Genomic DNA, 25,398 nt, shown 5'->3' on the forward strand with positions numbered 1-25,398 from the left:
GACCTCCTCCTCGCGCCTCTAGCGCGCCAGCACGATCGAGACCTGGATCTGACCGCGCGTGCGCAACACTTCCAGCGCCACGTCGTCGCCGTGACGGCTGACGCGAAGATCGACGCTGGATTCGCCAAGGCGCAGATCGCGCAGAATCACCTCGTTGAGGAACGCCGGCAGATGCGGGTTGCGCAGGCGAATCTCGCCGCGCGCGACGTCGAACTCGAGGCCGAGCGCCGCCTCCAGCAACGTGAACGGCGTCGCGCTGGCCCAGGCCTGCGGCGCGCAGGCGACCGGGTACAGCGTCGGCCCGCGCCGCTTCTCGCGCCGGAAGCCGCAGAACAGTTCGGGCAGCCGGCGCAAATCCATGTAGGTCGCGGCGTCGAACAGCCCCTTGAAGACATGCGCCACCGAATGCTTGAGGCCGTAGCGCGCCAGCCCCAGCGCGATCAGTGCGTTGTCGTGCGGCCAGATCGATCCGTCATGGTAGGACATCGGGTTGTAGCGCACCTCGCCTTGCGCGACGGTGCGGATGCCCCAGCCCGAGAAGAAATGCGGCCGCATCAGATCGGCGGCGACGAGACGCGCGCGGTCCTCGCGGACCATGCCGCTGAACAGGATCTGCCCGGCATTCGAGGTCCTCACCTTGCAGGGCCGCTTCTTGCCGTCGAGCGCGAGCGCATAGGTGCCGAGCTCCTCGCACCAGAACGCCTGCTCGAAGCGCTCGGCGAGCGCCCTGGCTTCGGCCTCGAGCTTGCGCACGCGGTCCGGCTTGCCGAGCCGCAGCGCGCAACGCGCCGCGAGCTGCTTGGCGGCGAAGACGTAGCCCTGGACCTCCGCGAGCGCGATATTGCCCTCGGCAAGCCGGCCGTCGGCATGGAAGATCGCGTCATAGGAATCCTTCCAGCCCTGGTTCGCCAGCCCTTTCTCGGTCGCGCGCTGGTATTCGACGAAGCCGTCCTGATCGGGATCGCCCGGACCGTCGATCCAGGCGAGCCCCGCCTCGATCGCGGGCCACAGCTCGATCAACGTGGCCTCGTCGCCGGTGCGCTCGAAATAGCTGCCTGCGAGCAGCACGAACAGCGCGGTCGAATCGACACTGCCGTAGTAATGCGCGAACGGGACTTCCCCAAGCGCGGCCATCTCGCCACCGCGCATCTCGTGCAGGATCTTGCCGGGCGCGGCGTCCGCGAGCGGATCGACCGCCGCGGCCTGGAAATGCGCGAGCCGGCGCAGGACGCCCTTGGCAATGCGCGGATCGACCCAGAGCATCTGCAGCGCGGTGATGAGGCCGTCGCGGCCGAACGTCGTCGAGTACCAGGGAATGCCGGCATAGGGATAGCGCCCCTGCGGCGTCTCGGTCATCAGCATGTTGAGGTCGGCCATCGCCTGGCACAGCACCTCGTTGAAGATGTTGTTGGAGGTCTCGATGCTGGCCGCGCCCATGGTCGACTGCCGCATCTCGCGGCGGTGCGCCAGCAGACCCGGGAAGAACCGCACAGGCTTCTCCGTCAGCGGCCGGTTGCAGGACACGGCCACGAACAGCGATTTGGCCTGGTGCGGCTCCAGGTCGAGCTCCCAGGTCGCAGCGTTGACCGAGAGCCGCGTCGGACGCGGATCGAAATGCAGGCCGGTGGTCCGCTCGGCGTCGTCAAGGCCGCGATACTCGAACAGGACGTCGGTCGGCCCGAGCAGCCGGCCGGTTCCGACGCCGCGGCGCGGCCGCCGCTCGCCGCGAACCTCGAACAGATCGGCGAAGTCGTTGCCGAACAGCAGCGTCAGCTCGAAGCTGGTGCGCCGGTCGCCATGGTTCTGCACGCCGATGCGCTGGTAGGCGGTGCCGCGCCACAGGAAGATGGTGCGCACGACGTGCAACAGGTCCTTTTGCAGAACGAGGTTGCCCTGCCGGTAGATGTCCGGATTGGTGAGGTCGACGGTCAACGCCGAATTGTCGTCGCGCAGATTCGAGCCGAGCAGCAGCGGCTGGAGATCGTCGAGCACGAGCTCCAGCCGCGCAAGATAGCGCGTGTCATGATGGAACAGCCCGTCCGGCCCGCCGGCCGACGCGCCGATGTCGCCGTGGCTGTCGAGCACGATGAAGGTGTCGTCGTGCTTGAGCGAACGCCGCGGCCGGGCCGAGGGCCCGGTCATCGGAATGTAGAAGGGCTGTTCCGCGACCTGTTCCGGGGTCCGCGTCACGGAGACGAACTGGGTTACGGCTTCTGCCGACATGAGCTGCTCCCCTGCGCTTGATTCGAAACGCGACCGACTCGAGAACGCGACTGTTGGTTTACGCGGCGGCTTGCGCGAGCCGGCTCATTTCCTGCGTGACCAGCTCACGATACGGCCCGTGACCCTGCATCAGGCGCTCGGGCGAGCCGTCCTCGATGATCTTACCATTCCTCAACACCACGACACGATCGAAATTGCGCAGCGTCGCAAGGCGATGGGCGATCGCGATCACGGTGCGGCCGCGCATCAGGCGCGACAGCGCCTCGCGGATCGCCTCCTCGGATTCGCTGTCGAGCGCGGCGGTCGCCTCGTCCAGCAGCAGGATCGGCGCGTCCTTCAGGAAGGCGCGCGCGATCGCGATGCGCTGGCGCTGGCCGCCCGACATCTTGACGCCGCGGTCGCCGACCATGGTGTCGAGGCCCTCGGGCAGGCTCTCGACGAAGTCGCAGCGCGCTGCGATCGCCGCGCGCAGCACCTCGTCGTCGGTCGCGTTCGGCCGGCCATAGCGGATGTTCTCGCGAATGGAGCGATGAAACAAGGAAATGTCCTGCGGCACGACGGAAATCGCCTCGCGCAGGCTCAGCTGCGTCACCTTCGAGATGTCCTGGCCGTCAATGGTGATATTGCCCTCGTCGACGTCGTAGAAGCGCTGCAGCAGCGTGAACAGCGTCGACTTGCCGCCGCCGGACTGGCCGACCAGTCCGACGCGCTGGCCGGGCTGGAGGCGCAGGCTGAAGCGCTCGAAGATCTTGTCGCTGCCGGGATAGCCGAAGGTGACGTTGTTGTACGCGATGGCCGCGCCGCTTTTGACCAGGGGCTCGGCCTCGGGATGATCGCGGAGCTCGTGCGGCACCAGCAGCGTGGCGATCGCCTCTGTCAGACGCGCGACGTGCTGGGTGACGTCGACCAGCGCCACCGCGAGATCGCGCGTCGCGCTCAGGATCGAGATGCCGAGCGTACAGACCAGCACGACGTCGCCGGTCGTCGCTTGGCCCTTCTGCCAGAGCGAGATCGCCCAGGCCATCAGCGCAATGGTCAGAAGCACGGTGATGACGGCATGCAACAGCCGCAGCTTCTCCAAATAACGCAGGCTGCGGCTGCGCGCGGTCAGCTCCTGGTTCACGGTCGCGTCGAACCGCTCATGCTCGTGGCTGATGCCGCAGAAGGCGCGCACCAGCGGCATGTTGCTGATGACGTCGATCATCTCGCCGTCGACCAATGCGGCCTTGTCGGCGAAATCGTCATGCAGCGGCTTGCCGGCCGCGGCCAGACGAAACATCGCAACCACCATGCCGCCCGCGATCGCGATCAGGCCGAGCGCCATGTAGGGACTGACGGTTCCAATCAGGATGATTGCCGCAATTGTGGCAATGCACGGCGGCAACACATTCCAGACGAACATGTTCTCGACGGTGAACACCGCGTTCGAGGTCGCGGTGATGCGGCTCGTCAACATGCCGGGCATCCGGTCCGAGAAGTAGCTCGGCGCGTGGCCGGTCAGATGACGAAAGATGTCACGCCGTAAATCGCCCGTGACCCGGACGAAGGTGAAGCTCGCTGTCCAGCTCGCGATCCGCCACAGGAAGTTGTCGGCGGCAATGAGTGACATGAGCAGAATGAATGCCAGCCATACGCCACCGCCATACGAGGGACCGGCGGACAAGGCGTCGACCAGAGCTTTGACGCCATACTGGGTGCCTACGGAGCAGGCAACGGCCCCCACGACCGCGGTCAGGATCACCAAATGCGACGCGAGACGACGCCGGAGATAGCGCAGGACAAAGGCAAATGGCCTACGCGCGTACCCAGAAAGCTGATCCATATGGCTGTCGCCCCGTTATGCTGATTTTTCGTTTCGTTACTGGTCGAGTGAACATCGACCGCTTCGCCTCGGTTCCCGGGCAATCCCATCACGACATGCGGATGCGGACGATGTGCGAAGATGTAGTGGCAGCATCGCGACGCTCCGCCGACGTGTCGAATATGTAACGTTCGGGGGAAGGAACTTCGCAGGTGCGGGAACGTTCCCTCGTCTGGCATTGCCGGTGCCGTTAAGGCGGGGGTTTCAACTTCATGATCGCAGAGGAGATGGTGAGATGCGCATCGCGCAGGTAGCTCCGTTGACGGAGGCTGTTCCACCCAAGCTGTATGGCGGCACCGAGCGGGTGGTGCATTGGTTGACGGAAGAGCTGGTGGCCCTGGGCCATGACGTGACGCTTTTCGCCAGCGGCGACTCGCGGACATCGGCCAAGCTCGATGCATTATGGCCGCGGGCACTTCGGCTCGACGGTTCCGTGCGCGATCCCAACGCGCTGCACATGGTGCTACTGGAGCGGGTGCGGCAAAAATGTGACGACGAGGAGTTCGATTTCCTCCACTTCCATCTCGACTATTATCCCTGGTCGTTGTTCCACCGCCAGCCGACCCCGTTCGTGACGACGTTGCACGGCCGGCTCGATCTTCCCGAGCATCAGCCGGTCTTCAACACCTTCACCAAGATGCCGGTCATCTCGATCTCCAATGCGCAGCGACGGCCGGTGCCGCAGGCGAACTGGGTGACGACGATCCACCACGGCCTGCCGGAGAAGCTGCTGACGCCGAAGCCGGCCAAACAGGAATACCTCGCCGTGCTCGGCCGCATCGCGCCCGAGAAGGGCGTCGATCGCGCCATCAAGATCGCGACCCATTGCGGCATTCCGCTCAAGATCGCGGCCAAGGTCGACCGTGCCGACCAGGATTATTACGACGAGCTGATCCGGCCGATGATCGAGAACAATCCGTTGGTCGATTTCATCGGCGAGATCAGCGATCACGAGAAGTCGGATTTCCTCAGCGGCGCGCTCGGCCTCTTGCTGCCGATCGATTGGCCGGAGCCATTCGGCCTCGTCATGATCGAGGCGATGGCGTGCGGGACGCCGGTCGTCGCCTTCAACCGCGGCTCGGTGCCGGAGATCATCGACGAGGGCCTCACCGGCTTCATCGTCGAGGACGTCATCAGCGCCGCGGGCGTGGTGAACCGGCTTCCGCAACTCGACCGCGCCGCGATCCGCAAGCAGTTCGAAACGCGCTTCACCGCGCGACGCATGGCCCTGGACTACCTCGCCGCATATCGCAGCCTGACCGAGGCGCAGGCACCGCGGATCAAGCTGGTGAGCAGCGCAGAGTAGGAAGGCAACTTAAGCGCAAGCGTCATGGCCGGGCTAGTACCGGCCATGGTTTGTATATGCGCCCCGCCCTGTCAATTCGTCGTTGCGAGCGCAGCGAAGCAATCCAGGATCTTTCCGCGGAGGGACTCTGGATTGCTTCGCTGCGCTCGCAATGACCGGGGACTTTGGGACAGCCCGCCCCTATCCCACCCTCGCCCCCACACGGGGGAGAGGTACACGCTCGCCCAGCTACATCCCCAATAGCCGCGGCAGCCACAGCGACAGGCCGGGCCAATAGGTCACCACCACGAGGAAGCCCAGCATCGTCAGCAGCCACGGCCACACTGCGACCGTGAGCTCGGTGATCCCCATCTTGGCGATGCCCGAGGCGACGTAGAGATTGAGGCCGACCGGCGGATGGCACAGGCCGACCTCCATGTTGACCGTCATCAGGATGCCGAAATGGATCGGGTCGATGCCGAGCTTGACCGCGACCGGAAACAGGATCGGAGCCATGATTAGGATGATCGAGGACGGCTCCATCACATTGCCTGCGAGCAGCAGCAGGATGTTGACGAGCAGCAGGAAACCGATCCAGCCCAGGCCCTGGTCGATCATCCATTGCGCCAGCGCCTGCGGCACGTTCTCGTAGGTCATCAGGAACGAGAACAGCACGGCATTGGTGATGATGTAGAGCAGCATCGCCGAAAGGTTGGCCGACGACAGCAGCACGCGCGGCACGTCGCGCAGCTTCAGGTCCTTGTAGATGAACACCGCGACGATGAAGGCGTAGACCGCGCTGACGGCGGCAGCTTCAGTCGGCGTGAACAGGCCACTGTAGATGCCGCCGATCACGATCACGATCAGGAGGATGCCCCAGATCGACTTGCGGAACGCATCGAGACGCTCCATGAAGGTCGCCTTCGGCATCCGCGGATAGTCGTTGCGCCAGGCGCGATAGAACGTCGTCATGCCGAGCAGCGTGGCGAGCGCAAGCCCCGGCACGATGCCGGCGATGAAGAGCTTGCCCACCGAGCTGTTGGTGGAGACGGCGTAGAGCACCATCGGGATCGATGGCGGAATCAGAATGCCGAGCGAGCCCGACGTCGTGATCACGCCGGCGCCGAACCGCTTCGGAAAGCCTTGCGCGACCATCGCGGGCAGGATCACTGAGCCGATCGCCACCACGGTCGCCGGCGAGGAGCCGGAGATCGCGGCAAACAGCGCGCAGGCGACCACGCCCGACAGCGCGAGCCCGCCATACCAATGGCCGACCAGCGAGGTTGCGAAGGTGATCATCCGCCGCGCCACGCCGCCATGGGTCAGGAAGTTGCCGGCCAGAATGAAGAACGGGATCGCCATGATCTCGAAATTCTCGATGCCGGTGAACAGCTTTAGCGCCACCGATTCGGTTCGCACGTCAGTCAGCGTGAACATGAAGCTGAGCACGGTCAGACCCAGCGCAATCGAGATCGGCATGCCCGTCAGCATCAGCGAGATCAGCAGCGCGAACACGATGAAGACGCGCAGGCCCTGCGGCAAGGTGATGATATGGGCCGCATGCGCGAAGCACAGCGCGACGATCAGGACCGGCAGCAGCATCAGGATCCAGCCGAGCGGGCTGCGCTCGTCCCGGACCACCTGGGTCGGCGTGACCGGCGCCGGATGCACCGGATCCGCCTCGACGCCCTCGACGCCCGCCATATCGTGATGCGGCAGCTCGCCGGTGCGGTAGAACGACCAGGCGACCTGCAGGAAGCGGAAGCACATCAGGCCGGAGCCGAGCGGGATGGTGAGATACACCATCCACATCGGCGCTTCCAAATCGTTGGACTGTTGGCCGCTGTACCACATGTGGCTGACGAAGGCGGCTCCGAAATAGCCCACGATGGCGGTGAACAGCGCACCGCACAGCAGGCCGAAGGTGATGATGCGACGGCGCGAGCCGCCGGGCAGGATGTTGACCAGCACGTCGACGCCGACATGGATGCCGGTCCGCACGCCATAGGCGGCGCCGAACTTCGCCATCCAGATGAACATGTAGATGCAGAGCTCCTGCGCCCATGACAAATCGAGCGCGGCAAGCCAGGCGAACGTCGCGCGGGCGGGCACGGCGAGGAAAGCCAAGCTGCGGGCTTCCGCCCATTTGGCGATGTCGATCGACAGCCCGGCGCCGTAACGGTGCAGCACCGCGACGAAGATGAGCGACGTCGCAGCCGCGATCATCGTCGCGATCAGCCATTCCTCGAGATGATCGAGAAAGCGATTCAGCACACGCAGCAACTTGGTCCCCCCGGATTGGATCATTCAAGCGCAACGGCCGGGAGCGCAATTGCCGCCGACCGTTGGTACTGTTGTTATTGGGCCGCAGCCGTCGGTAACAACGAGAGCTAAGCGCTGCCAAGCTAACGTGATGACCGCCGGATGCGCAAGCCGGCATCCGCGCGAGTCCGAGGCAACGCGTGCTATGCCGCATTGCGGCAGCGCCATCAGCCTTTCCGTTGCGCGACCATGAAGAGGCGCCGGAACGGGAACAGCGTCTGCCCCGCCGCATTCTTCGGATAGGCGCTCGCGACGCGCATCCCGTAGGCGGCTTCGAATGCGGCCTTCTCCTCGCCTTGGAGCACGTCGAGATAGCGCGTCAGCCAGGTGCCCTTGGTCCATTCCTTCACGGGATTGTCGCCTTCGAGCACTTGCAGATATTCGGTCTCCCAGATGTCGATGTTGGCCGACATCGGCGCGAGCAGATCGTGGTAGAAGCCCGGCCCTTCCACCGGCGGCCGGGTGACGAGATGCTCCACCTTGGACCGCCATGGGCCGTCGAGCGCAGTCTCGCCGATCAGCACATGCGAAGGCGCGAGGAAATTGCGCGGCATCTGCACCGCGAGCATGCCCCCGGGCGTCACCTTCTCCATCAACGACGGAAACAGTGCCGCATGATTGGGCAGCCAATGCAGTGCGGCATTGGAATAGATCAAGTCGTACTGCCCAGCGGGACTCCAATGGCCGAGATCCTCATGTGACCATTCCACGTCAGGCGCGGCCTTGCGTCCTGCCGCGACCATCTCCGTCGAGCCCTCGACACCGGTCACGCGTGCCTCCGGCCAGCGCTCCCTGATCAATTTGGTGACGTTGCCGGCGCCGGCGCCGAGATCGGCGATCGCGCGTGGGGCAAAATCGGGAATCCGCATCAACAGGTCGACGGCGGGCCGGAGCCGGTGGCCGGAGAACTTCAGATATTGCTGCGGATCCCAGACCATCCTTCGACGCCTTTGTTCTTCGTATTTCCCTCGCCAAGGCTCTTGTCCTTCGGCAAGCCTCTTGGTTACCACTGCTCGTCCCGGTCGGGCAATTCGCAAGCCCGCGGGACAGAGCGGCAAACGAACAACAAAAAGCAGGCAGGACCAAGGGAGCGTGCGACCATGGACCTCGGGCTCAAATCGAAAACCGCTGTCATCACCGGCGCGAGCATCGGCATCGGCCGCGCCATCGCCAGGGGCCTCGCCGCCGAAGGCGTGCGCGTCGTCGGCGTGGCGCGCCGTACCGATCTCCTCGCCGAGCTGGTGAAGGAGATTGCTACAAGGCAAGTGCACTCCCTCTCCCGCTTGTGAGAGAGGGCTGGGGAATGTTTCCGCAATGGGATAGCCCCGAGAGGAGAAAGCCCTGACCCGCGCCGGAGCCTGTCGTCGGGCGCGCCGTCGGCGCGAGCCGGTGGCGTGACCTCTCCCGCATCCGCCTTCGCCAAGGCTTCGGCGGACAAGAGCGGGAGAGGTTGCACCGAGCCCGTGGCAATCGATTCAACCTAAAGCCATTCCGCTCTAACTGCGCATCCGATGGCCCCATTGTCGCCGGACCTCACGGTTTGACGTAGCTCCAGCCCTGTTCCTGCAGCTCCATGACGCGGACGACACCCGATTTGACCACCGTCGCCTGCGGAATCAGATTGATGTCCTTGTTCTCCGCCTTCCGCATATTTTCCTGGGTGTTGCCGCAGGCTTTGAAGGAGATTTCGGGATTGCTCATCGCGAGCACCTCGATGCGTGGCTTTACCGGCGAGGTATCATCGCGCAGCATATGAAGACCGGGACCAAAGGTGACAATCTCGATTGAGACTGGTTCACCGAGATCGCGGTAATATTGCGCGACATTGGTGGCATTGTTGAGCGTGAGGTTCATCATCGCAGGTTCGTTGGAATTGACCTGCAATATTAGCTGGTGCGGCTTTTTGACGATCTCGGGTTTTGTCGCCTGAGCCATCGCCGCCCGTGTCGCAGCGGTTTGCTTGCTCGTGTGAGTCTGCCCCGGCTTGCTCACGTGCATCCGTCTAGTCGGTTGCTTCGGATCGCGTGCCTGATTCTTCTCGCTCATCTGCGGGATCAACTGGTTGTCCTGTTGCGCCTGCGCGCTTGGTTCGACCAGAAGCACCATCGCCAGGCCGCCGATGATTGCTATCGTCAACTTCGGATTGATCATCTCGTGTCTCCCGTTCCTTGACCATCACCTTCCCGGTCTGGCGACGCTATGTGGCCATTTGCATGCAGCCGCCATTCTCTTGCGCACGTTCTCGAATCCGCTGAGCAGGAACTGTCCGTCTTGCACCTGACCAGTGCGGGCGAAAAGGCGCACGACGATGTGACCCTCGTCGGGTAGCGCGTTCAGCAACTTTACGACGTCGCCCCCGAAAGCGACGCCGGAGCCGAATGACGGCGACGCTGCCGCGAGTTGCATCGGCGTGTCCGCATTCAGCCGAAAGGAGATGACGTATTCGTTGGCGCTCCGTGACAGCGCCGGTCCGGCGACCGTGACTTCCGTTCGGCCTTTGCGGCAGTGGATTGCGAGTTGCATCGTGGCTCCATCCGAGCCGCCAACCGAAAAGGTGGTGGCGGTGACGACGGGTGAATAGTCGACCGGCGAGGTGGTCTCGCTGATCAGCCAGCCGCCGTCTGACGCCCGCCGCCCGGGCGGCGGAATCTTACGTGACAGTTCTTGCAGGCATTCCAGCCGGCCCCGCCCTTCCATCGCCGAACAAGCCCGAAGTGACTCGACGGCATCGCCCGTGTCTTGCGCGTAAGCGATTCCGCAGGCTACGTTCAAGGCGACGGCGAACGGAGGAACGGCACTCTTCATGGCCTCGCCTGTACGCTGCGTGCCTTGCGATCCAGCCATTGCTGCGCAGCCGGGAAGCGGGTGAGCCCGGGGACGGACGCCGCGAGATTGATGGACTGCCATTTCGGATCGAAGCCTGGTGCCTGCAGGCGGTCAATCCGCGAGAACAGGTACTCGACGAGGCGCGCCACGCGTTGATAGCGGTTTGAGCGTGGCGGCCAGTTGAATGCAACGAGAGCCGTCGGCACGGCAAGAGTCGCAACCCGCTCACCCTGTTTGATCAGATTGGGATACTCGTTGGCGTTCAAGGTCGCCGGCAGATAATAGTCCTCGAACTTCCCGTCGTAATGGACCGGCAGGAACTTGAATCCAGCTTCCCAGCGGCCTCGCACGAAGGCGTCCACGGGCTTCGACGTGATGAACACGACGGCCGACATCTCCCCCTTGCGCATCTGTTCCAGGGCAAGCTGATGCGGAATGAACGTCTTGTCGACGTCGACGCCGAGGCGGCTGAAGATCAGCGGACCGGAATAGGCGGCTGCGGTGCCCTGAGTATTGAAGTTCACCTTCTTGCCGGCAAGGTCCTGCAGGCTCGTGATCTCCGGCCGCACGAAGATGTGCAACTCGGACGGAAACAGATTGAGCAGATAAGTGATGCGGCTTTGGATCTGCGGAACCTGAAGCTTGTACTCCTCGAGCGCGTCGGAATTGATGATCGCGGTATCGACACCACGCAGATAGAGCAGCGCATTCAGATTGTCGGTGGCGCCCCGGGTGACGATCGGCAGGAGATGCAGCTCTGCTCCGTCGTCGACGACACGGGCCATTTCTGCCGCGAGGCGGATCGGCGCGCCCTCGAGCAGGCCGCCCGCGAGCCCGACGGTCCAGGCGTTCATCCGGCCCTTTTCGCTCTCCTGAGGGAGCGGCCGTCGGAGCATTTGTGCATCCGCCTTGGCCGATCTTGCGGTTTGTGCTTCCAGGCAAGTCGTTTGAAGCAGCACGGCAATCGGCACCAGCGCGGCGAGCACGAGCGACGAGAGCGACCTTGGCAGCTTGTTCATGTCGTTCCTTTCCGGATTGCCCACCGTCACCACTCTTCCCGGCATGAATGCAAAGCCCACTCTCAGTGATGCAATGCATCCAGTCGTTCCTTGGCTCCGCGAATGCCGCTCCTGTGTGCCTTCGCGTAGAGCTCGCGCGCCTTGGCCGCCTCGCCGCGCGTTCCATAGGCACCCCAAGCCGACAGAACCGCCGGATCATATGTCTCCGCGAGCATGAAGGTCGCCTGCGCACTGTTCTTCTCAGCCGCAAGCTCGAGCACAATCCGCGCTGCACCGATATTGCCCTGATCGAGCAACGCTCTGGCACGCGGGATCAATCGGGCCTCCACCTCGTCCTGGCCTGGATTCGTCGGCGGCTCCGTTGCGGTCACGTTCTGCGCCGTCGACAAGGTCGGGCCGCCGTTTCTTTGCGCCGCCGGGGCGTGCTGATCGATAAGGCGCGATACCGAGGCGATCTCGCTCTCCCTGGCTTCAGTCCTGCTCCGCTCCCGCTCCAGCGACTGTCGCAGTTCGGCGATCTCCCGGTTCGCTGCCTGTCTCTGCTGCGAGGCTGCATCGTTCGCCTCGCGCAGATGCCCGTTCAGCGATTCGATGACGCCGCGCGTTTGCGCAAGCTTGCTCTCCAGCGCGGCAGCATGAGCCTGGGTCTCTTCGAGGGCACGGCGTTGTTGCTCGGCGTTCGCCGTTGCCGACCGCGCGGCGTCCTCCTGTTGCGCGAGGGCTGCGTTCCTTTCGCGCTCCTGCTGCAAGGACTGCCGCAATTCCGCGATCTCCCCGCCCACCGCCTCGCTTTGCTCCGCCGTCGCACCGTCGGCCGTAGCCGATCCGCGAGTGATGCCGGCAAGCTCGCTCGCGAGGGCGGCGGCGCGTGAGTGCGCCTCGTAGCGTTCTTGCTCAGCGCTTGCCGCTATCGCCTGCGCGGCGCTCACTCGCTTCGCCAGGACGGCGCTCTTTTCCCGCTCCTGCTGCAGAGACTGCCGCAGTTCAGCGATCTCCCACGCCGCCGCATCCCTCTGCTGTGCGGCCACCTCATCCGCCTCGCGCGCCTGCGCGATACGAGCCTCTACTTCGCGGCGGGTTCCGGCAAGTTCGTCCGCGAAGGCGGCGCTGCGGGCTCGCTCATTTTGAAGAGACTGCCGCAGCTCCTCCGTGGCAGTTTCCGCTGCATGCGTGCGCTGGACCGCCTCTTCGAGCTCCCTGCGCGCGCCGGCCAGTTCACCGGAGAGCGCGTCACTGCGCCCGTCGGCGTCGAGCCGTGGTGGCGGGCCCGCCGCGCTTGCCGAGACCGCCTGAATCGGGGCCTTGGACATTTCGCTCTGAAGGAGTGCTGGCGATCCGGTCGCGAAGTCAGGCCGCTGGTCGAGGCCGGCGGCGCTCCCGCCGTCGATTCGAGTTGTTTCGGCAGTCGGTTGGGCGTTGAACGGGTCGAAAGCCCCGAGCACGGTCACCCCAGCGAAGATAAGGGCGACCAGAACGACAGCTGCAATGAGCGAACTACCCGTCTCCTCCGGATCGATATCCTCGGTCTCACCCCACCAATGGGTCCGTGAAGAGCGGAGCGCTGAGCCGTCCTTTGCGCCCCATCTGCCCGTCTCAGGCGACCCGTGACCGAGCTCCTCCGCCGCATCTTCTATTCGGGTGCTTTCTCGGTCCCTGGGTGCAGTATCGATTGATTGGCGCATGCATCACGCCTCTCTCAAGAGCAACTCCAATGGAGCGATCGCCCAGCCTGTTCGCATGGTTTCGGCACCCGATCAGAACACGCGTAGATGTAGATAATGTGTTGCGGCGCGGCGACACGCCCAAATTAAATATAGCAATTAACTCAAATACCTATAATTTTGGCCAATTAAAAGTCAAATTAAATATGCTCGTCGGATGCCGTTAAACAGCTCATACATCGCATGGAATATAGGGCTGGCGCCCCGAATCTGCGTATCTGACCATGTTCTCGTCGCGTCTAGGCATGGAGGAATGACCATGCGCATTGCATTGCCGTATTTGGGAATTGGCGTCTGTTTGTCTGTTGCCAGCTGGTTGGTGCTCGGGCTTGTGCTCTAGCGGCGATTTTCCGTAAGAACTCGGAATCGAACTGGGGTGGTCGCGCAAAATCACCGATCCAACGGCGGCGCTTTGATCTTTGGCGTGTTCCGATCGCGGTCGGCGACGTCCCTGCCGCGCGTGTCAACCAAATTTCATGAACCTGTGCTATGGTCATCAACACCCATAGGTTTAAGTCCATTCTGTTTTTTGACCCAGCTAATCATTTCCTGACAGTCACAGTTTAGGGCGCGTCATGAGTACTTGTGGTCAGTGCGACCGTATTGCGATTTTGCGTCAACGTGTTTTGTCGCTCAGCTCTCAACTGACAGAGCTTCAGAACCTTCGTACCCGCCTGGAAAAGGCTGAGGAAAGACGAATCCGCAAACGTTCAAAAGTTACTGGTAGCTTGGCGATGCGGCGCCGATCTTGGCAGTAGGCGAGTCGACAGCCCAAGCCCGCGTCGGTCCTTCACTTGCCTCATCGGGCCCATGCCCGTTACACACCCAGGCGTGTCCCTTCGGTTGTTCTCGTGCCACCACCGCTGGCTCGAGATCGCCGAAACGGCCCGGCTTGACCGGATGAGTGCGTGCGCTCGTAGTGTTTTGGGCCTCGCGGGTGCGATACATCACGGGAGCGGTGATCCCGGTGGATGGGGGGCTTGCGGCGGTATCAGTTCTAGGAATTCATGCGATGCGTTCGACATTGAAGAGCGTGAAGGTTGGGATCGGCCTCTTGATGCTCGTTGCCGCAGTTCACTTGACCGCCGCGTTCGGCGAGGACAAGCAGAGCGCCGGCAGTCGAGATGAGGCTGCCGCGTTCGATCCCATTCGGTTTGGAGGCAGAACGGATTTCCAGATCTCAGCCCTCGCCGAAGTCCCGCGGCAGGTGGCGCGCGCGGCACAACGCGAAAACTGCGACGTCGCAAAAGGCATGAAACAGATTCCGCTTCGCTTCTTGGTCGAGAGGGAGCGCCGTTCGTCTTTCGAGACGGCGCTTACGCGCCTCCTCAGGATGAGGCTAATCGGCGTCAGTGTCTTCCGAGACTGCAGCCACACACTCCGTGCTCAGGAGCCCGCCTAAGCGGGCGTCGCGAAGGATGGCACAGAAAAAGGCTCTCGGCCCTTCGGTGGATGGCGGGTTGCGGTATCAGGTCTAGGAGCACAGGCTCTCGTCCCAAGGATTGCTGCGCCGCGGAATAGTCGGGGTTACGACAACGTTGATTTGCGTCAAGCGAGTGGTCGAGTCGTTGCGAGATCGTCGCGCGCTATCGGCGAGCCGACACGTGACTGCAGATATCCGTGTTGATCGTCTGTTGACCGGCGATCGCTTCGCATGGCGACCGGCCTTTGGAGTGCGCGCGGTGCACGTTTGGACGCGTTGGGTGCCTGGGATCGATACGCTTCGGTACTACGAAGCGGCCTGGCTTCGGCATGATGTCTTCGCAGGTCTCGTGCTGGCGACCATGCTTGTCCCGGTCGGAATTGCCTATGCCGTGGCGTCCGGTCTGCCGGGCATCCACGGCCTCTACGCGACCATCGTCCCGCTTCTGGCCTATGCGATGTTCGGTCCGAGCCGCATCATCGTGCTCGGACCGGACTCGGCGCTGGCAGCTGTCATCCTCGGCGTTATCGTCCCCCTGTCCGGCGGCGATCCGGTCCGCGCCGCAATGCTTGCCGCCATGATGGCGCTCGTTTCGGGAACGGTGCTCATTGTGGCCGGCATCGCACGGTTAGGGTTCGTGACCGAGCTGCTGTCCAAGCCGATACGGTACGGCTACATGAACGGGATCGCGCTGACCGTTTTGATCAGCCAGTTGCCAAAGCTGCTCGGCTTCTCGATCGAAAGCGAAGGACCGCTGAGAGACCTATGGGCGATCGCCGTTGGGATCGGTGATGGCAAGATCAATTGGGCCGCATTCGCAGTCGGACTTGGTACGTTGATCGTCATCCTGCTGCTCAAGGACAGCAAGCGACTGCCGGGAATCCTGATTGCCGTCGTCGGAGCGACCCTTGTCGTCTCACTCCTTGATCTGGGAACTGGTTATGGTGTGAAAGTCTTGGGGCCACTTCCACAAGGTCTGCCGGCCTTCTCCATTCCCAGGATCGGCTATGGCGATCTGATCCCCGTGCTGGCCGGCGGCTGCGCCATCGCTCTGGTCTCGTTCGCCGATACCAGCGTGTTGTCGCGAACCTATGCCGCTCGTCTGGGCGACAAGGTCGATCCGAACCAGGAGATGGTGGGCCTCGGCGCGGCCAATTTGGCGACCGGCTTTTTCCAGGGCTTCCCGATCAGCAGCAGTTCCTCGCGCACGCCCGTTGCCGAAGCCGCCGGCGCCCGCACCCAGCTCACATGTGTCGTCGGCGCGTTTGCTATCGCGTTCCTTCTGTTGGCTGCGCCAAACCTGTTGCAGCACCTGCCGAATGCCGCATTGGCCGCCGTGGTGATCGCAGCCGCAATCGGCCTGATCGAGATCAGTGATCTCAAACGAATCTACCGGATCCAGCGCTGGGAATTCTGGTTGACCGTGCTGTGCTTCGTGGGCGTAGCCGTGCTCGGCGCAATTCCCGGAATCGGCCTCGCCATCGCGGTCGCCATTGCTGAGTTTCTGTGGGACGGCTGGCGTCCGCACTCCGCAATTCTCGGGCGGGCGCAGGGCGTCAAGGGCTATCACGACATCACGAGATATCCCGATGCCCGCCTGATACCCGGACTGGTGCTGTTCCGCTGGGACGCGCCGCTGTTCTTCGCCAATGCCGAGTTCTTCAAGGAACGTATTCTGGCCGCGGTCGCGCAATCGCCGACACCCGTGCGCTGGCTGGTCGTCGCCGCCGAACCGGTCACGAGCGTCGACGTCACCGCCTGCGACACAATTGCCGAACTGGACGAGGCGCTCCACGCCAGGGGCATCGAACTTTGCTTTGCCGAGCTCAAGGATCCCGTGAAGGACAAGCTGAAGCGGTTCGGGTTGTATGCGCAGGTCGGCGCAGCCCAGTTCTTTCCGACCATCGGCTCGGCCGTCTCGAGCTACCTCGACATCAACAATGTCGAATGGGAGGACTGGGAGGATCAGGTCGAGGTCGGTCGTCACGTCGGGTCGTGACGAGCCGACTAGCGCGACAACCAGCGCAGGGCCGCACCTGCGGCCATTTTCGGTGAGCATGGCGGCCAACCGCCAGACCGCCGCCGGCAATAAGCGAGTCATTGCTGAACCGCGGGCGCGCACTTCGTCCCCGGCTTCAGGGAACATGGGCCCAATCCAGTCGTTGCCTCCGCTCCACTGGAGGAAAGTTCATGCCCAAGAAATCGCTCGCCGAAATCTCAAAGGAAATGGCCGGCATCGACATCGCCATTCTCTCGACGCACACCGAGAACGGCGAGATTGCCAACCGTCCGATGAGCAACAATGGCGACGTCGCCTACGACGGCACCTCGTATTACTTCACCTACGAACAGGCGCGGACGGTATCGGACATCCAACGAAATCCCAAGGTAGCGCTCGGATTCTCATCGGAGGCGGGCCTATTCTCGAAGGGGGTCTACGTCGCGGTCGAAGGGACTGCCGAGCTGATCCGCGACAAGGCCGCCTTCCAACAGCATTGGACCAGCGACCTCGACAAGTGGTTCGACAACGGCATCGATACGCCGGGCATCGTCCTGATCAAGGTCAAAGCCAAGCGCATCACTTATTGGACGGGCCGCGAAGAGGGTGAGGTCGTGATCTGACCGACGCGGTGATCGTGCGCCGATTCCTCGATTGGTTCTTCAGGAGCCGCGAAACCGGTGCCATCACCATCGCGCAATGGCCCAACCTCGTTCTTTGGGCCGTGATCTTCGCGGGAGCTCTGCTTTGGCTCTGGCCTTCCGCGGGAAGAGCCAGCGTCGCCCTGACAATCGTCTTGAAAGGCGGACTGATGATTTGGGGCGCCGACGAGATCATCCGCGGCGTGAATCCCTGGCGGCGCTGTCTCGGCGCTGCGGTCGTCGTCTACGAGCTCAGCACGTTTGTGCCGTAAGGTGATTTCGACGAAGCACGCCTAACCTTCGCGGTTTGCTGATCCCTGCGCATCGCGCCGCCACGCACCCGGGCTGACGCCGACGATCGCGGCCTGGAACTGGCATTTTCTCGTACGACCAATAGCCTACCCGGGCGAGATCGAGGGGCACCGAACTTCACCCCTGCCCCGCCGGCGGGACCACGTACAGCGTCAGCGCGAACACGGCATAGATGAAGATCAGCAGGGCGCCGACGAACCACGCCGAGCGCCCGCTGGCGGTGATGAAGCCCGACGTCACCGTCGCGATCATCATCATGGTGACCGCGCCCGGCCAGAACTGCAGGTCCATCGGCTTCGGCCCCACGACATAGCTGAGCAGCACCAAAGCGGGTGCGACGAACAGCGCGATCTGCGAGGCGCTGCCGAGCGCGATGCTGACGGCCATGTCGAGCCGGTCCTTGCGTGCCGCGGCGAAGGCCACCGCGAATTCCGCGGCGGCGCCGACCAGCGAGACGACGATGAAGCCGACGAAGGCCGGGCTCATTCCGAAGGTTTCCGCCGCCTTCTGCACCGATTCCACGAAGATCTCGCTGACCAGCGCTACCAGCACGGTGACGACCAGCAGCGTGCCGACGGCTGTTCCGATCGGCCAGTGCGCCTCCTTGTCGCCGTCGCCGTGACCGGCGCTTGCGAACAATTCCTTGTGCGTTCGCAGCGAGAACAACAGGCCGAGCCCGTAAGCGATAATGAGCAGGACCGAAATGCCGAGGCTGAGCTTGTTGAGGATGCCCCCGCCCTGCGGCAGGTGGTCGAGATCGGCGACCGCCGAAGGCGCAAGCAAGGCGACGGTCGCCATCAGCAACAGGCCGGACGAAAGCCGCGCACCGGCGCGGTTATATTCCTGCACGTGATAACGCAGGCCGCCCAGCAGCAGGCAGGCGCCCAGCATGAACACCGCGTTGGTGACGATCGCGCCCGCAATCGAGGCCTTCACCAGCATGTACTGGCCGGCGCGCAGCGCCGTGATGGCGATGATCAGCTCGGTCAGATTGCCGAGCGTTGCATTGAGCAATCCGCCCACGGCATCGCCGGTCTTGGCAGCAACCGCCTCGGTGGCGTGGCTGAGCAGCGCCGCCAGCGGAACGATGGCCAGCACCGCGAGCACGAACAGCAGCGTGTGGGAATGCGGCGCCACCGCCTCGGCCACCAGCACGATGGGCACGAAGGCCAGCATCCAGAGCAAAGGGGTATTCCGGATTTCCCTGAGCAAAGTCTGCATGTGGCCGCCCTTCCATCGATGCGCTGATGGAAAGGTCGGGCGACCGCGCAGGTCGAGTATTGATCTGTCTCAAGGTCGGCGTGGTGGAGGCGGCGCGCGCAGGACGCGCATGCGGCCTGCTCCCGACCGCTCGCTGGCACGCTGGCACGCTGGCACGCTGGCATCCTGCCAGTGTTTTGCCCGACGGGTCAACCTGATCGCGGCTGCGACCGCCGTTTGCGACACGGCGGGAAAATGCCTTGTCGATCAAAGGGCCTTCTACTGTGCATGGGGTTGTTTTTCGACTTTTTTTCATTTGGCCTCGCCCTGCGCTCGCAGCGCAGCCGCATCGCCTGACCTTCGCGCATACACAGCATGCAAGCTTGCGCCTGTGGAAGCCGGCGCCTCCGTAGTACATGCCGAACGTCCCCCACGGCTACGCCGCCGGAGCAGCGCGCCAACAAAAATGACGATCACGTTACCTGCCGCCGCGCGCGAGCCCGACCATCCCACCGCCGACGGTCTTCCGTCGACGCAGCGGCGCTGGGCGGTTGCCGCGATCTTCACTGCGCTCGCGATGGCCTCGCTCGACACTGCCATTGCCAACATCGCCCTGCCCGCCATCGCCGCCGACCTGCACGTCACGCCGGAGCAGTCGATCTGGGTCGTCAACGTCTACCAGATCGCGCTGGTGGCGACGCTCTTGCCGCTCGGGGCGCTCGGCGAGATCGTCGGGCACCAGCGCATCTATCTCGGCGGACTGATCCTGTTCACCATTGCCTCGCTGTTCTGCGCGGTGGCATGGTCGCTCGACAGCCTGTTGCTGGCGCGCACGCTGCAAGGGCTGGGCGCGAGCGGCATCATGAGCGTCAACACGGCGCTGGTGCGCTTCGTCTATCCCGGCCGCATGCTCGGCCGCGGCTTCGGTCACAACGCACTCGTGGTCGCGACCGCCTTCACTTTCGGGCCCTCGATCGCCTCCGCCATCCTCGCCTTCGGCCCGTGGCCGTGGCTGTTCGCCGTCAACATCCCCTTCGGCCTCATCGCCATCGGCATCGGCTTTGCCATGCTGCCGAAGACCCCGCGCGCCGATCACGGCTTCGACTTGCTCGGCGCGATCCTGGCCACCGCCTGCCTCGGCCTGTTCATCACCGGCATCGGCAGCGCCGCGCACAATCTGTCGCCATTCGTGGTCGGCATCGAGCTGGTCACAGCCCTGGTGCTCGGCGTGATCCTGACCCGCCGCCACGCCGATCATCCCGCGCCGATGCTGCCGATTGACCTGTTCGCCAGGCCGATGTTCGCGCTGTCGGCGGCAACGGCGGTGTGCGCCTTCGCCGTCCAGGGCCTCGCCTTCGTCTCGCTGCCGTTCTATTTCGAGGACGTGCTCGGCCGCTCGCAGGTCGAGACCGGCTTCTTCATGACGCCCTGGCCGCTGGTGGTCGGCATCATGGCGCCGATCGCAGGCCGCCTCTCCGACCGCCATGCCGTCGGCCTGCTCGGCGGCATCGGCCTCGTCCTACTCGGTCTCGGTATGGCGCTGCTGGCGACGCTGCCGCCCAATCCCGCCATTGCCGACATCATCTGGCGGATGGTGATCTGCGGCATGGGCTTCGGCTTCTTCCAGGCGCCGAACATGAAGGCGGTGATGGCAAGCGCACCGCCCCACCGCAGCGGCAGCGCCTCCGGCATCGTCGCGACCGCGCGCCTGACTGGGCAGACCACCGGCGCGGCGCTCGCCGCCGCCTGCTTCGCACTCGCTGGCCACGAGGGCGCGACGCTGGCGCTGGCGCTCGGCGCGGGCTTTGCCGCGCTCGGCAGCGTGATGAGCTTCCTGCGGCTCGGCGTGAAGTAAGCTGTCAGGCCGCCGTCACGCCGACAGCCACCGGAGCGACGGCCTCGTTGTCCAGCGCCGCCAAGCGCTCGTCGATCGCCGCGATGACCTTGCGGGAGTACGGGCCGAGATGTGCATAGGCCGCGATCATCTGCACGGCGATGCGCGCCGATGACGTGTCGCGCTTGGCGCAGTTCATGAAGGTCTGCCAGAGCGGCCCCCGCGCCTCAGGAAGCGCGGACACCACCTTGTGCACGGTCTCCATGGCTCCGAGCTTGGAGCGGATATCGCCTTCGGCAAGCTCGGAACGCTGCCTCGACCGGTCGAGCAGCGTCATCAGGCGGTCGACACGTGCTGCATAGGCCGCCGGGCTGTAGATGTGTTCCAGCACCCGCTTGTAGTCCGTCAGGATGTCGCGCAACGGGCGGACCGGATCGAAATTGATGCCCGCCGTGCACTGATCGGCGCCAATCGTCGGCGCCACGTCGTGCCCGGAATGCAGCCGGCCTTCGCGCTCCAGCCGGCGCGTGAGCTGCGTGTTGGGCAAGGCATAGAGCAGGCCGACCATGGCGACGGGGATTGCCGCCTCCTCGATGAAGTCGATCATCGCCTCCGCCATCGAGACCTTCTCGTTGTCGAAGCCGACGATGAAGCCCGCGGTGACGAGCATGCCGGCGGCGTAGATCTTGTGGATGCTCTCGGCGATGTTGCGCCGCGTGTTCTGCTTCTTGCGCATCGCGACCAGCGTCGCCGGGTCCGGACTTTCGATGCCGACGAAGATGCCGAAGAAATTGGCCGCACCCATCAGCTCCAACAGCTCCGGGTCGTCGGCGAGATTGACCGAGGCTTCCGTGGAGAATTCGAAGGGATAGCCGTGCGTGCGCTGCCATTCGGCGAGCTTCGGCAGGAACTGCCGCAGCGACTTCTTGTTGCCGATGAAGTTGTCGTCGACGAAGTCGAGATGACCGCGATAGCCCATCTTGTAGAGCGTCTCGAGCTCGACGAACATCTGCTCGATCGTCTTGGTCCGCGGCACCCGCCCGTAGAGCTCGATGATGTCGCAGAATTCGCAGGTGAACGGACAGCCGCGCGAATATTGCACACCGAGATAGAGATAGTCCTCGAACTTGAGCAGGTCGAAACGCGGCACCGGCGTCTTGGTGACGTCGGCCTGGAACTTCGGTGCGGTGAAGAGGCCGGATCGCGCGCCGCTCTCCCAGGCCGCGATGAATTCGTTCATGACGCTCTCGGCCTCGCCGAGCACCCGGAAGTCGGCCCGCTCGTAGATGTGGGGGCTCGAGGTGGGATCAGGACCGCCGACCACGACCGGCTTGCCGGCGGCGCGGCAGAGCTCGATCAGACGCAACGTGTCGGCCTGCTGGGGCAACATTCCGCCGGTGAAGACGACGTCGGCCCAGGCGAGATCCTCCTCCCCGAACGGCGCGGTGTTGCAATCGATCAGCCGGACGGTCCAGCTCTCGGGCAGCATCGCGGCGACGGTGATCAGGCCCAGGGGGGCGGCCGGGCGCTTGACGCCCAGCACTTTGCAGGATTCGCCGAAGGTCCAGAAGGACTCTGCCGAGAACAGCGGGTAGAGCATCAGTACGTTGCAGGGACTCGGCACGTTCATGGAACTCCTTTTGCGTCGGCGCAGTGTACCAAAGCGCCCGCGTCTTGCACCCCGGCAATAGGGACAAACTGTCGCCGCTGGGCAAGCGGCGCGGGGACCTGGAACCGGCATTCACAGCCGGACGTCGCCTCAAGCCGCGGATTGGCGCCCTCGGAACAAGGCCTCAACCCGAATCGATTGCGAAGGGATGAGCCAAAACGGCGTCCCGGTCCATACCCCAGAGCGGGGGCCATGCGCCCTGGCCGCGCTCGGTTTGTTGATTTAAACCTCGGACTGTTGATTTGAACCGTTCCAGTTTGCCGCACACATTGCGCCTCTGAGTTCAATCGGTGGATTGGGCCAATCAGGGGACTTGCGATGGCAAACCTAACAATCAACGGAAAACCCTTCACGCTCGACGTCGAGCCGGATACGCCGCTGCTTTGGGCGATCCGCGAGAATGCGGGTCTGACCGGCACCAAATACGGTTGCGGCATTGCACAATGCGGTGCCTGCACGGTTCACCTCGACGGCGTTGCGATGCGCTCCTGCGGCATCTCGGTCAGCGAGGCCGAGGGCAAGCAGATCACCACCATCGAGGGGCTCGCCTCGGGCAATACGCTGCACAAGGTGCAGGAGGCCTGGATCGCCCAGGACGTGCCGCAATGCGGCTATTGCCAGAGCGGCATGATCATGGCGGTGGCCGCGCTCTTGAACGAGAAGCCGAAGCCGACCGATGCCGACATCGACGAGGCCATCACGAATATCTGCCGCTGCGGCACCTTCCAGCAGGTGCGCGAGGCGATCCACACGATCGCGAGCGCGTAAGGAAATCCCCACATGAACAAGCATATATCGCCGCGGCTCAACCGCCGCGCCTTCGTCATCGGCACCGCTGCGGTGGGTGCCGGCCTTGCCATCGGCCTCGACCTGCCCTTCGGCGGCCCCGCCGTGGTCCGTGCCGCCGACGGCTCGCCGGAGATTGGCGCCTGGGTCGTGGTCAGGCCCGACGACACCGTGGTGATCCGCATCGCCCGCTCGGAGATGGGTCAGGGCTCGCTGACCGGCCTCGCCCAGCTCGTTGCCGAGGAGCTCGAATGCGACTGGACCAAGGTCACGACCGAATATCCAACCCCCGGCCAGAGCGTCGCCCGCAAGCGCGTCTGGGGTGATTTCTCAACCGGCGGCAGCCGCGGCATCCGCTCCTCGCAGGACTATGTCCGCAAGGGCGGCGCCACCGCGCGCGTGATGTTGATCCAGGCCGCAGCCGACGCATGGAAAGTGCCGGCGTCCGAATGCAGGGCCGCGAACAGCGTCATCACCCATACGCCCTCGGGCCGGACCACGACCTACGGCAAGGTCGCCGAGGCCGCGGCGAAACTGACGCCGCCGGCGGACGTCAAGCTGAAGGATCCGAAGGACTGGAAGCTGATCGGCAAGGGCGTCAATCGGCTCGACACCGCCGACAAGACCACCGGCGCGATGATCTACGGCGTCGACGTCAAGCTGCCGGGCATGCTGAACGCTGCGATCAAGGACTGCCCGGTGTTCGGCGGCAAGCTGCAGAGCTTTGACGAAGCCAAGATCGCCAACATGAAAGGCGTCAAGAAGGTGGTCAAGGTGGGCGATACCGCGGTCGCGGTCGTTGCTGACACCTGGTGGCACGCCAAGACCGCGCTGGAGGCGCTGCCGATCGTCTGGGACGAAGGCGACAACGCCAAGGTCTCCAGCGAGTCGATTGCGAAGTGGCTGGCCGAGGGCCTCGACAATGCGCAGCCGGCCTATGTCGGCAACAAGAACGGCGACGCGAAGGCCGCGATTGCCGGCGCCGCCAAGAAGGTCGAGGCCGTCTACTCCTATCCCTTCCAGAACCACGCCACGATGGAGCCGATGAACGCCACCGCGCTCTACACGGCGGACAGATGCGAGGTCTGGTGCGGCACGCAGAACGGCGAGGCGGCGTTTGCAGCGGTGCTGGAAGCGTCCGGCCTGCCGGCCGAGAAGTGCGACGTGCACAAAGTGATGCCAGGCGGCGGCTTCGGCCGGCGCGGCCAGACCGACTATGTCCGCCAGGCCGTCATGATCGCCAAGCAGATGCCGGGCACGCCGATCAAGCTGCTGTGGTCGCGCGAAGAGGACATGGCGCACGGCAGGTATCACCCGATCACCCAGTGCAAGATGACCGGCGCGTTCGATGCCAACAACAACTTGATCGCGCTGCACTACCGCCTGTCCGGGCAATCGATCCTGTTCTCGCTCCGCCCCGAAGCGTTGCAGAACGGCATGGATCCCGCGGCATTCCAGGGCGTCGCCCAATCCGGCGAAGCCGCATTCGGCTATTCGGTACCGAACCTTCTGGTCGAGCATGCGATGCGCAACCCGCACGTCCCGCCCGGCTTCTGGCGCGGCGTCAACGTCAACCACAACGCAATCTACATGGAATGCTTCATGGACGAGCTCGCCCATGCCGCAGGCCAGGACCCCCTAGAATTCCGTCGCAAGCTGATGGGCAACCACCCCAAGCACCTCGCGGTGCTCAATGCGGTGGCCGAGAAGATTGGCTGGACCACGCCGGCGCCGCAAGGCGTCTATCGCGGCATCGCGCAGGTCATGGGCTATGGCAGCTATGTCGCCGGCGCCGCCGAGATCTCGGTGACCGACGCCAACAAGATCAAGGTGCATCGCATCGTCGCCTCCACCGATCCCGGCTACGTCGTCAATCCGGCGCAAGTGGAACGGCAGGTCGCCGGCTCCTTCGTCTATGGCCTCTCCGCGCTGTTCTACGGCGGCTGCACGGTGAAGGGCGGCAAGATCGAGCAGACCAACTTCGACACCTACAACTCGATGCGCATCAACGAGATGCCGAAGGTGGAGACCGTGATGGTGCCGAGCGGCGGGTTCTGGGGCGGCGTCGGCGAGCCGACCATCGGCATCGCGGCGCCGGCGGTGCTGAACGCGTATTTCGCCGCGACCGGCAAGCGCATCCGCCATGTGCCGCTGCGCGACCAGAACATCACCTTCGCGTAAAGCATGATCCGGAGAAGTGTGGAGCGGGTTTCCGAAAAGATCATGCTCAAACGACAAATCGCGGCGGCCGTATCGGCCGCCGCAGCATTTTCCTGA

18 protein-coding genes and 2 pseudogenes are annotated in these 25,398 nt (G+C 64.1%); 9 read left to right on the forward strand and 11 right to left on the reverse strand.

The features are described 5' to 3' along the window. Window positions 1-18: 18 nt before the first annotated feature. Together I6F17_RS00960 and I6F17_RS00965 are read right to left on the reverse strand one after the other, a co-directional pair. Window positions 19-2,223, reverse strand: a complete 2,205-nt coding sequence (locus I6F17_RS00960) for an amylo-alpha-1,6-glucosidase (protein WP_036004384.1) — start codon at window positions 2,221-2,223, stop codon at window positions 19-21. A 58-nt stretch (window positions 2,224-2,281) separates the two neighbouring features. Then, window positions 2,282-4,045, reverse strand: coding sequence for an ABC transporter ATP-binding protein (locus tag I6F17_RS00965; RefSeq protein WP_036004382.1), 1,764 nt, complete (start codon window positions 4,043-4,045; stop codon window positions 2,282-2,284). Between the two features lie 274 nt (window positions 4,046-4,319). Here I6F17_RS00965 and I6F17_RS00970 point away from each other — a divergent pair, with 274 nt between their 5' ends. Next, window positions 4,320-5,390, forward strand: coding sequence for a glycosyltransferase family 4 protein (locus I6F17_RS00970; protein ID WP_036004379.1), 1,071 nt, complete (start codon window positions 4,320-4,322; stop codon window positions 5,388-5,390). 228 nt (window positions 5,391-5,618) lie between these two features. Here I6F17_RS00970 and I6F17_RS37880 read toward each other — a convergent pair whose 3' ends face one another. The 3 genes and pseudogenes from I6F17_RS37880 to I6F17_RS00985 form a co-directional block, all read right to left on the reverse strand. Next, window positions 5,619-6,899: a TRAP transporter large permease subunit gene (locus tag I6F17_RS37880; protein ID WP_036004463.1), complete on the reverse strand. Its 1,281-nt coding sequence runs from the start codon at window positions 6,897-6,899 to the stop codon at window positions 5,619-5,621. A gap of 219 nt (window positions 6,900-7,118) precedes the next feature. Next, window positions 7,119-7,676: pseudogene (locus tag I6F17_RS37885) on the reverse strand (TRAP transporter small permease); the annotation flags it as partial. Window positions 7,677-7,858: 182 nt separating this feature from the next. Beyond that, window positions 7,859-8,629 (reverse strand): methyltransferase domain-containing protein, encoded by a 771-nt coding sequence (locus I6F17_RS00985; RefSeq protein ID WP_225123722.1) that lies wholly within the window; start codon window positions 8,627-8,629, stop codon window positions 7,859-7,861. A 162-nt stretch (window positions 8,630-8,791) separates the two neighbouring features. Between I6F17_RS00985 and I6F17_RS00990 the strand changes: the two are divergent. Beyond that, window positions 8,792-8,944: pseudogene (locus tag I6F17_RS00990) on the forward strand (SDR family NAD(P)-dependent oxidoreductase); the annotation flags it as partial. Window positions 8,945-9,224: 280 nt separating this feature from the next. Here I6F17_RS00990 and I6F17_RS00995 read toward each other — a convergent pair. From I6F17_RS00995 to I6F17_RS01010, 4 genes are all read right to left on the reverse strand, one after another. Then, window positions 9,225-9,842 carry a hypothetical protein gene (locus I6F17_RS00995; RefSeq protein ID WP_081494513.1) on the reverse strand — a complete coding sequence of 206 codons (618 nt, stop codon included), beginning with the start codon at window positions 9,840-9,842 and terminating at the stop codon, window positions 9,225-9,227. Window positions 9,843-9,866: 24 nt separating this feature from the next. Beyond that, window positions 9,867-10,496 carry a hypothetical protein gene (locus tag I6F17_RS01000; RefSeq protein WP_074447514.1) on the reverse strand — a complete coding sequence of 210 codons (630 nt, stop codon included), beginning with the start codon at window positions 10,494-10,496 and terminating at the stop codon, window positions 9,867-9,869. Further along, window positions 10,493-11,536 carry a TAXI family TRAP transporter solute-binding subunit gene (locus I6F17_RS01005; RefSeq protein ID WP_225123723.1) on the reverse strand — a complete coding sequence of 348 codons (1,044 nt, stop codon included), beginning with the start codon at window positions 11,534-11,536 and terminating at the stop codon, window positions 10,493-10,495. Before I6F17_RS01005 ends, I6F17_RS01000 begins: the two co-directional genes overlap by 4 nt. Before the next feature lie 62 nt (window positions 11,537-11,598). Then, entirely contained in the window at window positions 11,599-12,978 is a 1,380-nt protein-coding gene (locus I6F17_RS01010; RefSeq protein ID WP_225123724.1) for a hypothetical protein, read from the reverse strand. 1,291 nt (window positions 12,979-14,269) lie between these two features. Here I6F17_RS01010 and I6F17_RS01015 point away from each other — a divergent pair. From I6F17_RS01015 to I6F17_RS01030, 4 genes are all read left to right on the forward strand, one after another. Further along, on the forward strand, window positions 14,270-14,659 hold the full coding sequence (locus I6F17_RS01015; RefSeq protein ID WP_225123725.1) for a hypothetical protein: 390 nt from the start codon (window positions 14,270-14,272) through the stop codon (window positions 14,657-14,659). A gap of 280 nt (window positions 14,660-14,939) precedes the next feature. Next, on the forward strand, window positions 14,940-16,679 hold the full coding sequence (gene sulP, locus I6F17_RS01020) for a sulfate permease (protein ID WP_225123726.1): 1,740 nt from the start codon (window positions 14,940-14,942) through the stop codon (window positions 16,677-16,679). Window positions 16,680-16,870: 191 nt separating this feature from the next. After that, the gene (locus I6F17_RS01025) at window positions 16,871-17,302 is read left to right on the forward strand and encodes a pyridoxamine 5'-phosphate oxidase family protein (RefSeq protein ID WP_128263559.1); all 432 of its coding nucleotides are present in this window, start codon (window positions 16,871-16,873) and stop codon (window positions 17,300-17,302) included. A gap of 14 nt (window positions 17,303-17,316) precedes the next feature. After that, entirely contained in the window at window positions 17,317-17,592 is a 276-nt protein-coding gene (locus I6F17_RS01030) for a hypothetical protein (protein WP_225123727.1), read from the forward strand. Between the two features lie 157 nt (window positions 17,593-17,749). On the opposite strand, the gene cax is transcribed toward I6F17_RS01030, so the two are convergent. Then, window positions 17,750-18,853, reverse strand: coding sequence for a calcium/proton exchanger (gene cax, locus I6F17_RS01035; protein ID WP_225123728.1), 1,104 nt, complete (start codon window positions 18,851-18,853; stop codon window positions 17,750-17,752). Window positions 18,854-19,298: 445 nt separating this feature from the next. Here cax and I6F17_RS01040 point away from each other — a divergent pair, with 445 nt between their 5' ends. Further along, window positions 19,299-20,687 carry an MFS transporter gene (locus I6F17_RS01040; RefSeq protein WP_225123729.1) on the forward strand — a complete coding sequence of 463 codons (1,389 nt, stop codon included), beginning with the start codon at window positions 19,299-19,301 and terminating at the stop codon, window positions 20,685-20,687. A 4-nt stretch (window positions 20,688-20,691) separates the two neighbouring features. On the opposite strand, the gene I6F17_RS01045 is transcribed toward I6F17_RS01040, so the two are convergent. Next, a complete protein-coding gene (locus I6F17_RS01045; RefSeq protein WP_128263563.1) occupies window positions 20,692-22,296 on the reverse strand; it encodes a B12-binding domain-containing radical SAM protein in 1,605 nt (534 codons plus the stop codon). Window positions 22,297-22,653: 357 nt separating this feature from the next. Here I6F17_RS01045 and I6F17_RS01050 point away from each other — a divergent pair, with 357 nt between their 5' ends. Next, complete coding sequence (locus tag I6F17_RS01050) at window positions 22,654-23,103, forward strand: (2Fe-2S)-binding protein (RefSeq protein WP_036004329.1); 450 nt, start codon at window positions 22,654-22,656, stop codon at window positions 23,101-23,103. A 12-nt stretch (window positions 23,104-23,115) separates the two neighbouring features. Further along, entirely contained in the window at window positions 23,116-25,302 is a 2,187-nt protein-coding gene (locus I6F17_RS01055) for a molybdopterin cofactor-binding domain-containing protein (RefSeq protein WP_225123730.1), read from the forward strand. The last annotated feature ends 96 nt before the right edge of the window (window positions 25,303-25,398 follow it).

The organism is Bradyrhizobium sp. NBAIM18 (genome assembly GCF_020193825.1).
GTDB classification, from domain to species: Bacteria; Pseudomonadota; Alphaproteobacteria; order Rhizobiales; family Xanthobacteraceae; genus Bradyrhizobium; species Bradyrhizobium yuanmingense.

Bases quoted from the DNA above. Each gene is read 5' to 3' on its own strand.
- I6F17_RS01045 (WP_128263563.1), bottom strand. From the start codon at position 22,296: ATGAACGTGCCGAGTCCCTGCAACGTACTGATGCTCTACCCGCTGTTC.
- I6F17_RS00970 (WP_036004379.1), top strand. From the start codon at position 4,320: ATGCGCATCGCGCAGGTAGCTCCGTTGACGGAGGCTGTTCCACCCAAG.
- I6F17_RS00985 (WP_225123722.1), bottom strand. From the start codon at position 8,629: ATGGTCTGGGATCCGCAGCAATATCTGAAGTTCTCCGGCCACCGGCTC.
- I6F17_RS01055 (WP_225123730.1), top strand. From the start codon at position 23,116: ATGAACAAGCATATATCGCCGCGGCTCAACCGCCGCGCCTTCGTCATC.
- I6F17_RS01000 (WP_074447514.1), bottom strand. From the start codon at position 10,496: ATGAAGAGTGCCGTTCCTCCGTTCGCCGTCGCCTTGAACGTAGCCTGC.
- I6F17_RS01005 (WP_225123723.1), bottom strand. From the start codon at position 11,536: ATGAACAAGCTGCCAAGGTCGCTCTCGTCGCTCGTGCTCGCCGCGCTG.
- I6F17_RS01040 (WP_225123729.1), top strand. From the start codon at position 19,299: ATGACGATCACGTTACCTGCCGCCGCGCGCGAGCCCGACCATCCCACC.
- I6F17_RS00960 (WP_036004384.1), bottom strand. From the start codon at position 2,223: ATGTCGGCAGAAGCCGTAACCCAGTTCGTCTCCGTGACGCGGACCCCG.
- I6F17_RS01025 (WP_128263559.1), top strand. From the start codon at position 16,871: ATGCCCAAGAAATCGCTCGCCGAAATCTCAAAGGAAATGGCCGGCATC.
- I6F17_RS00995 (WP_081494513.1), bottom strand. From the start codon at position 9,842: ATGATCAATCCGAAGTTGACGATAGCAATCATCGGCGGCCTGGCGATG.
- cax (WP_225123728.1), bottom strand. From the start codon at position 18,853: ATGCAGACTTTGCTCAGGGAAATCCGGAATACCCCTTTGCTCTGGATG.
- I6F17_RS00965 (WP_036004382.1), bottom strand. From the start codon at position 4,045: ATGGATCAGCTTTCTGGGTACGCGCGTAGGCCATTTGCCTTTGTCCTG.
- I6F17_RS01050 (WP_036004329.1), top strand. From the start codon at position 22,654: ATGGCAAACCTAACAATCAACGGAAAACCCTTCACGCTCGACGTCGAG.
- I6F17_RS01015 (WP_225123725.1), top strand. From the start codon at position 14,270: ATGCGTTCGACATTGAAGAGCGTGAAGGTTGGGATCGGCCTCTTGATG.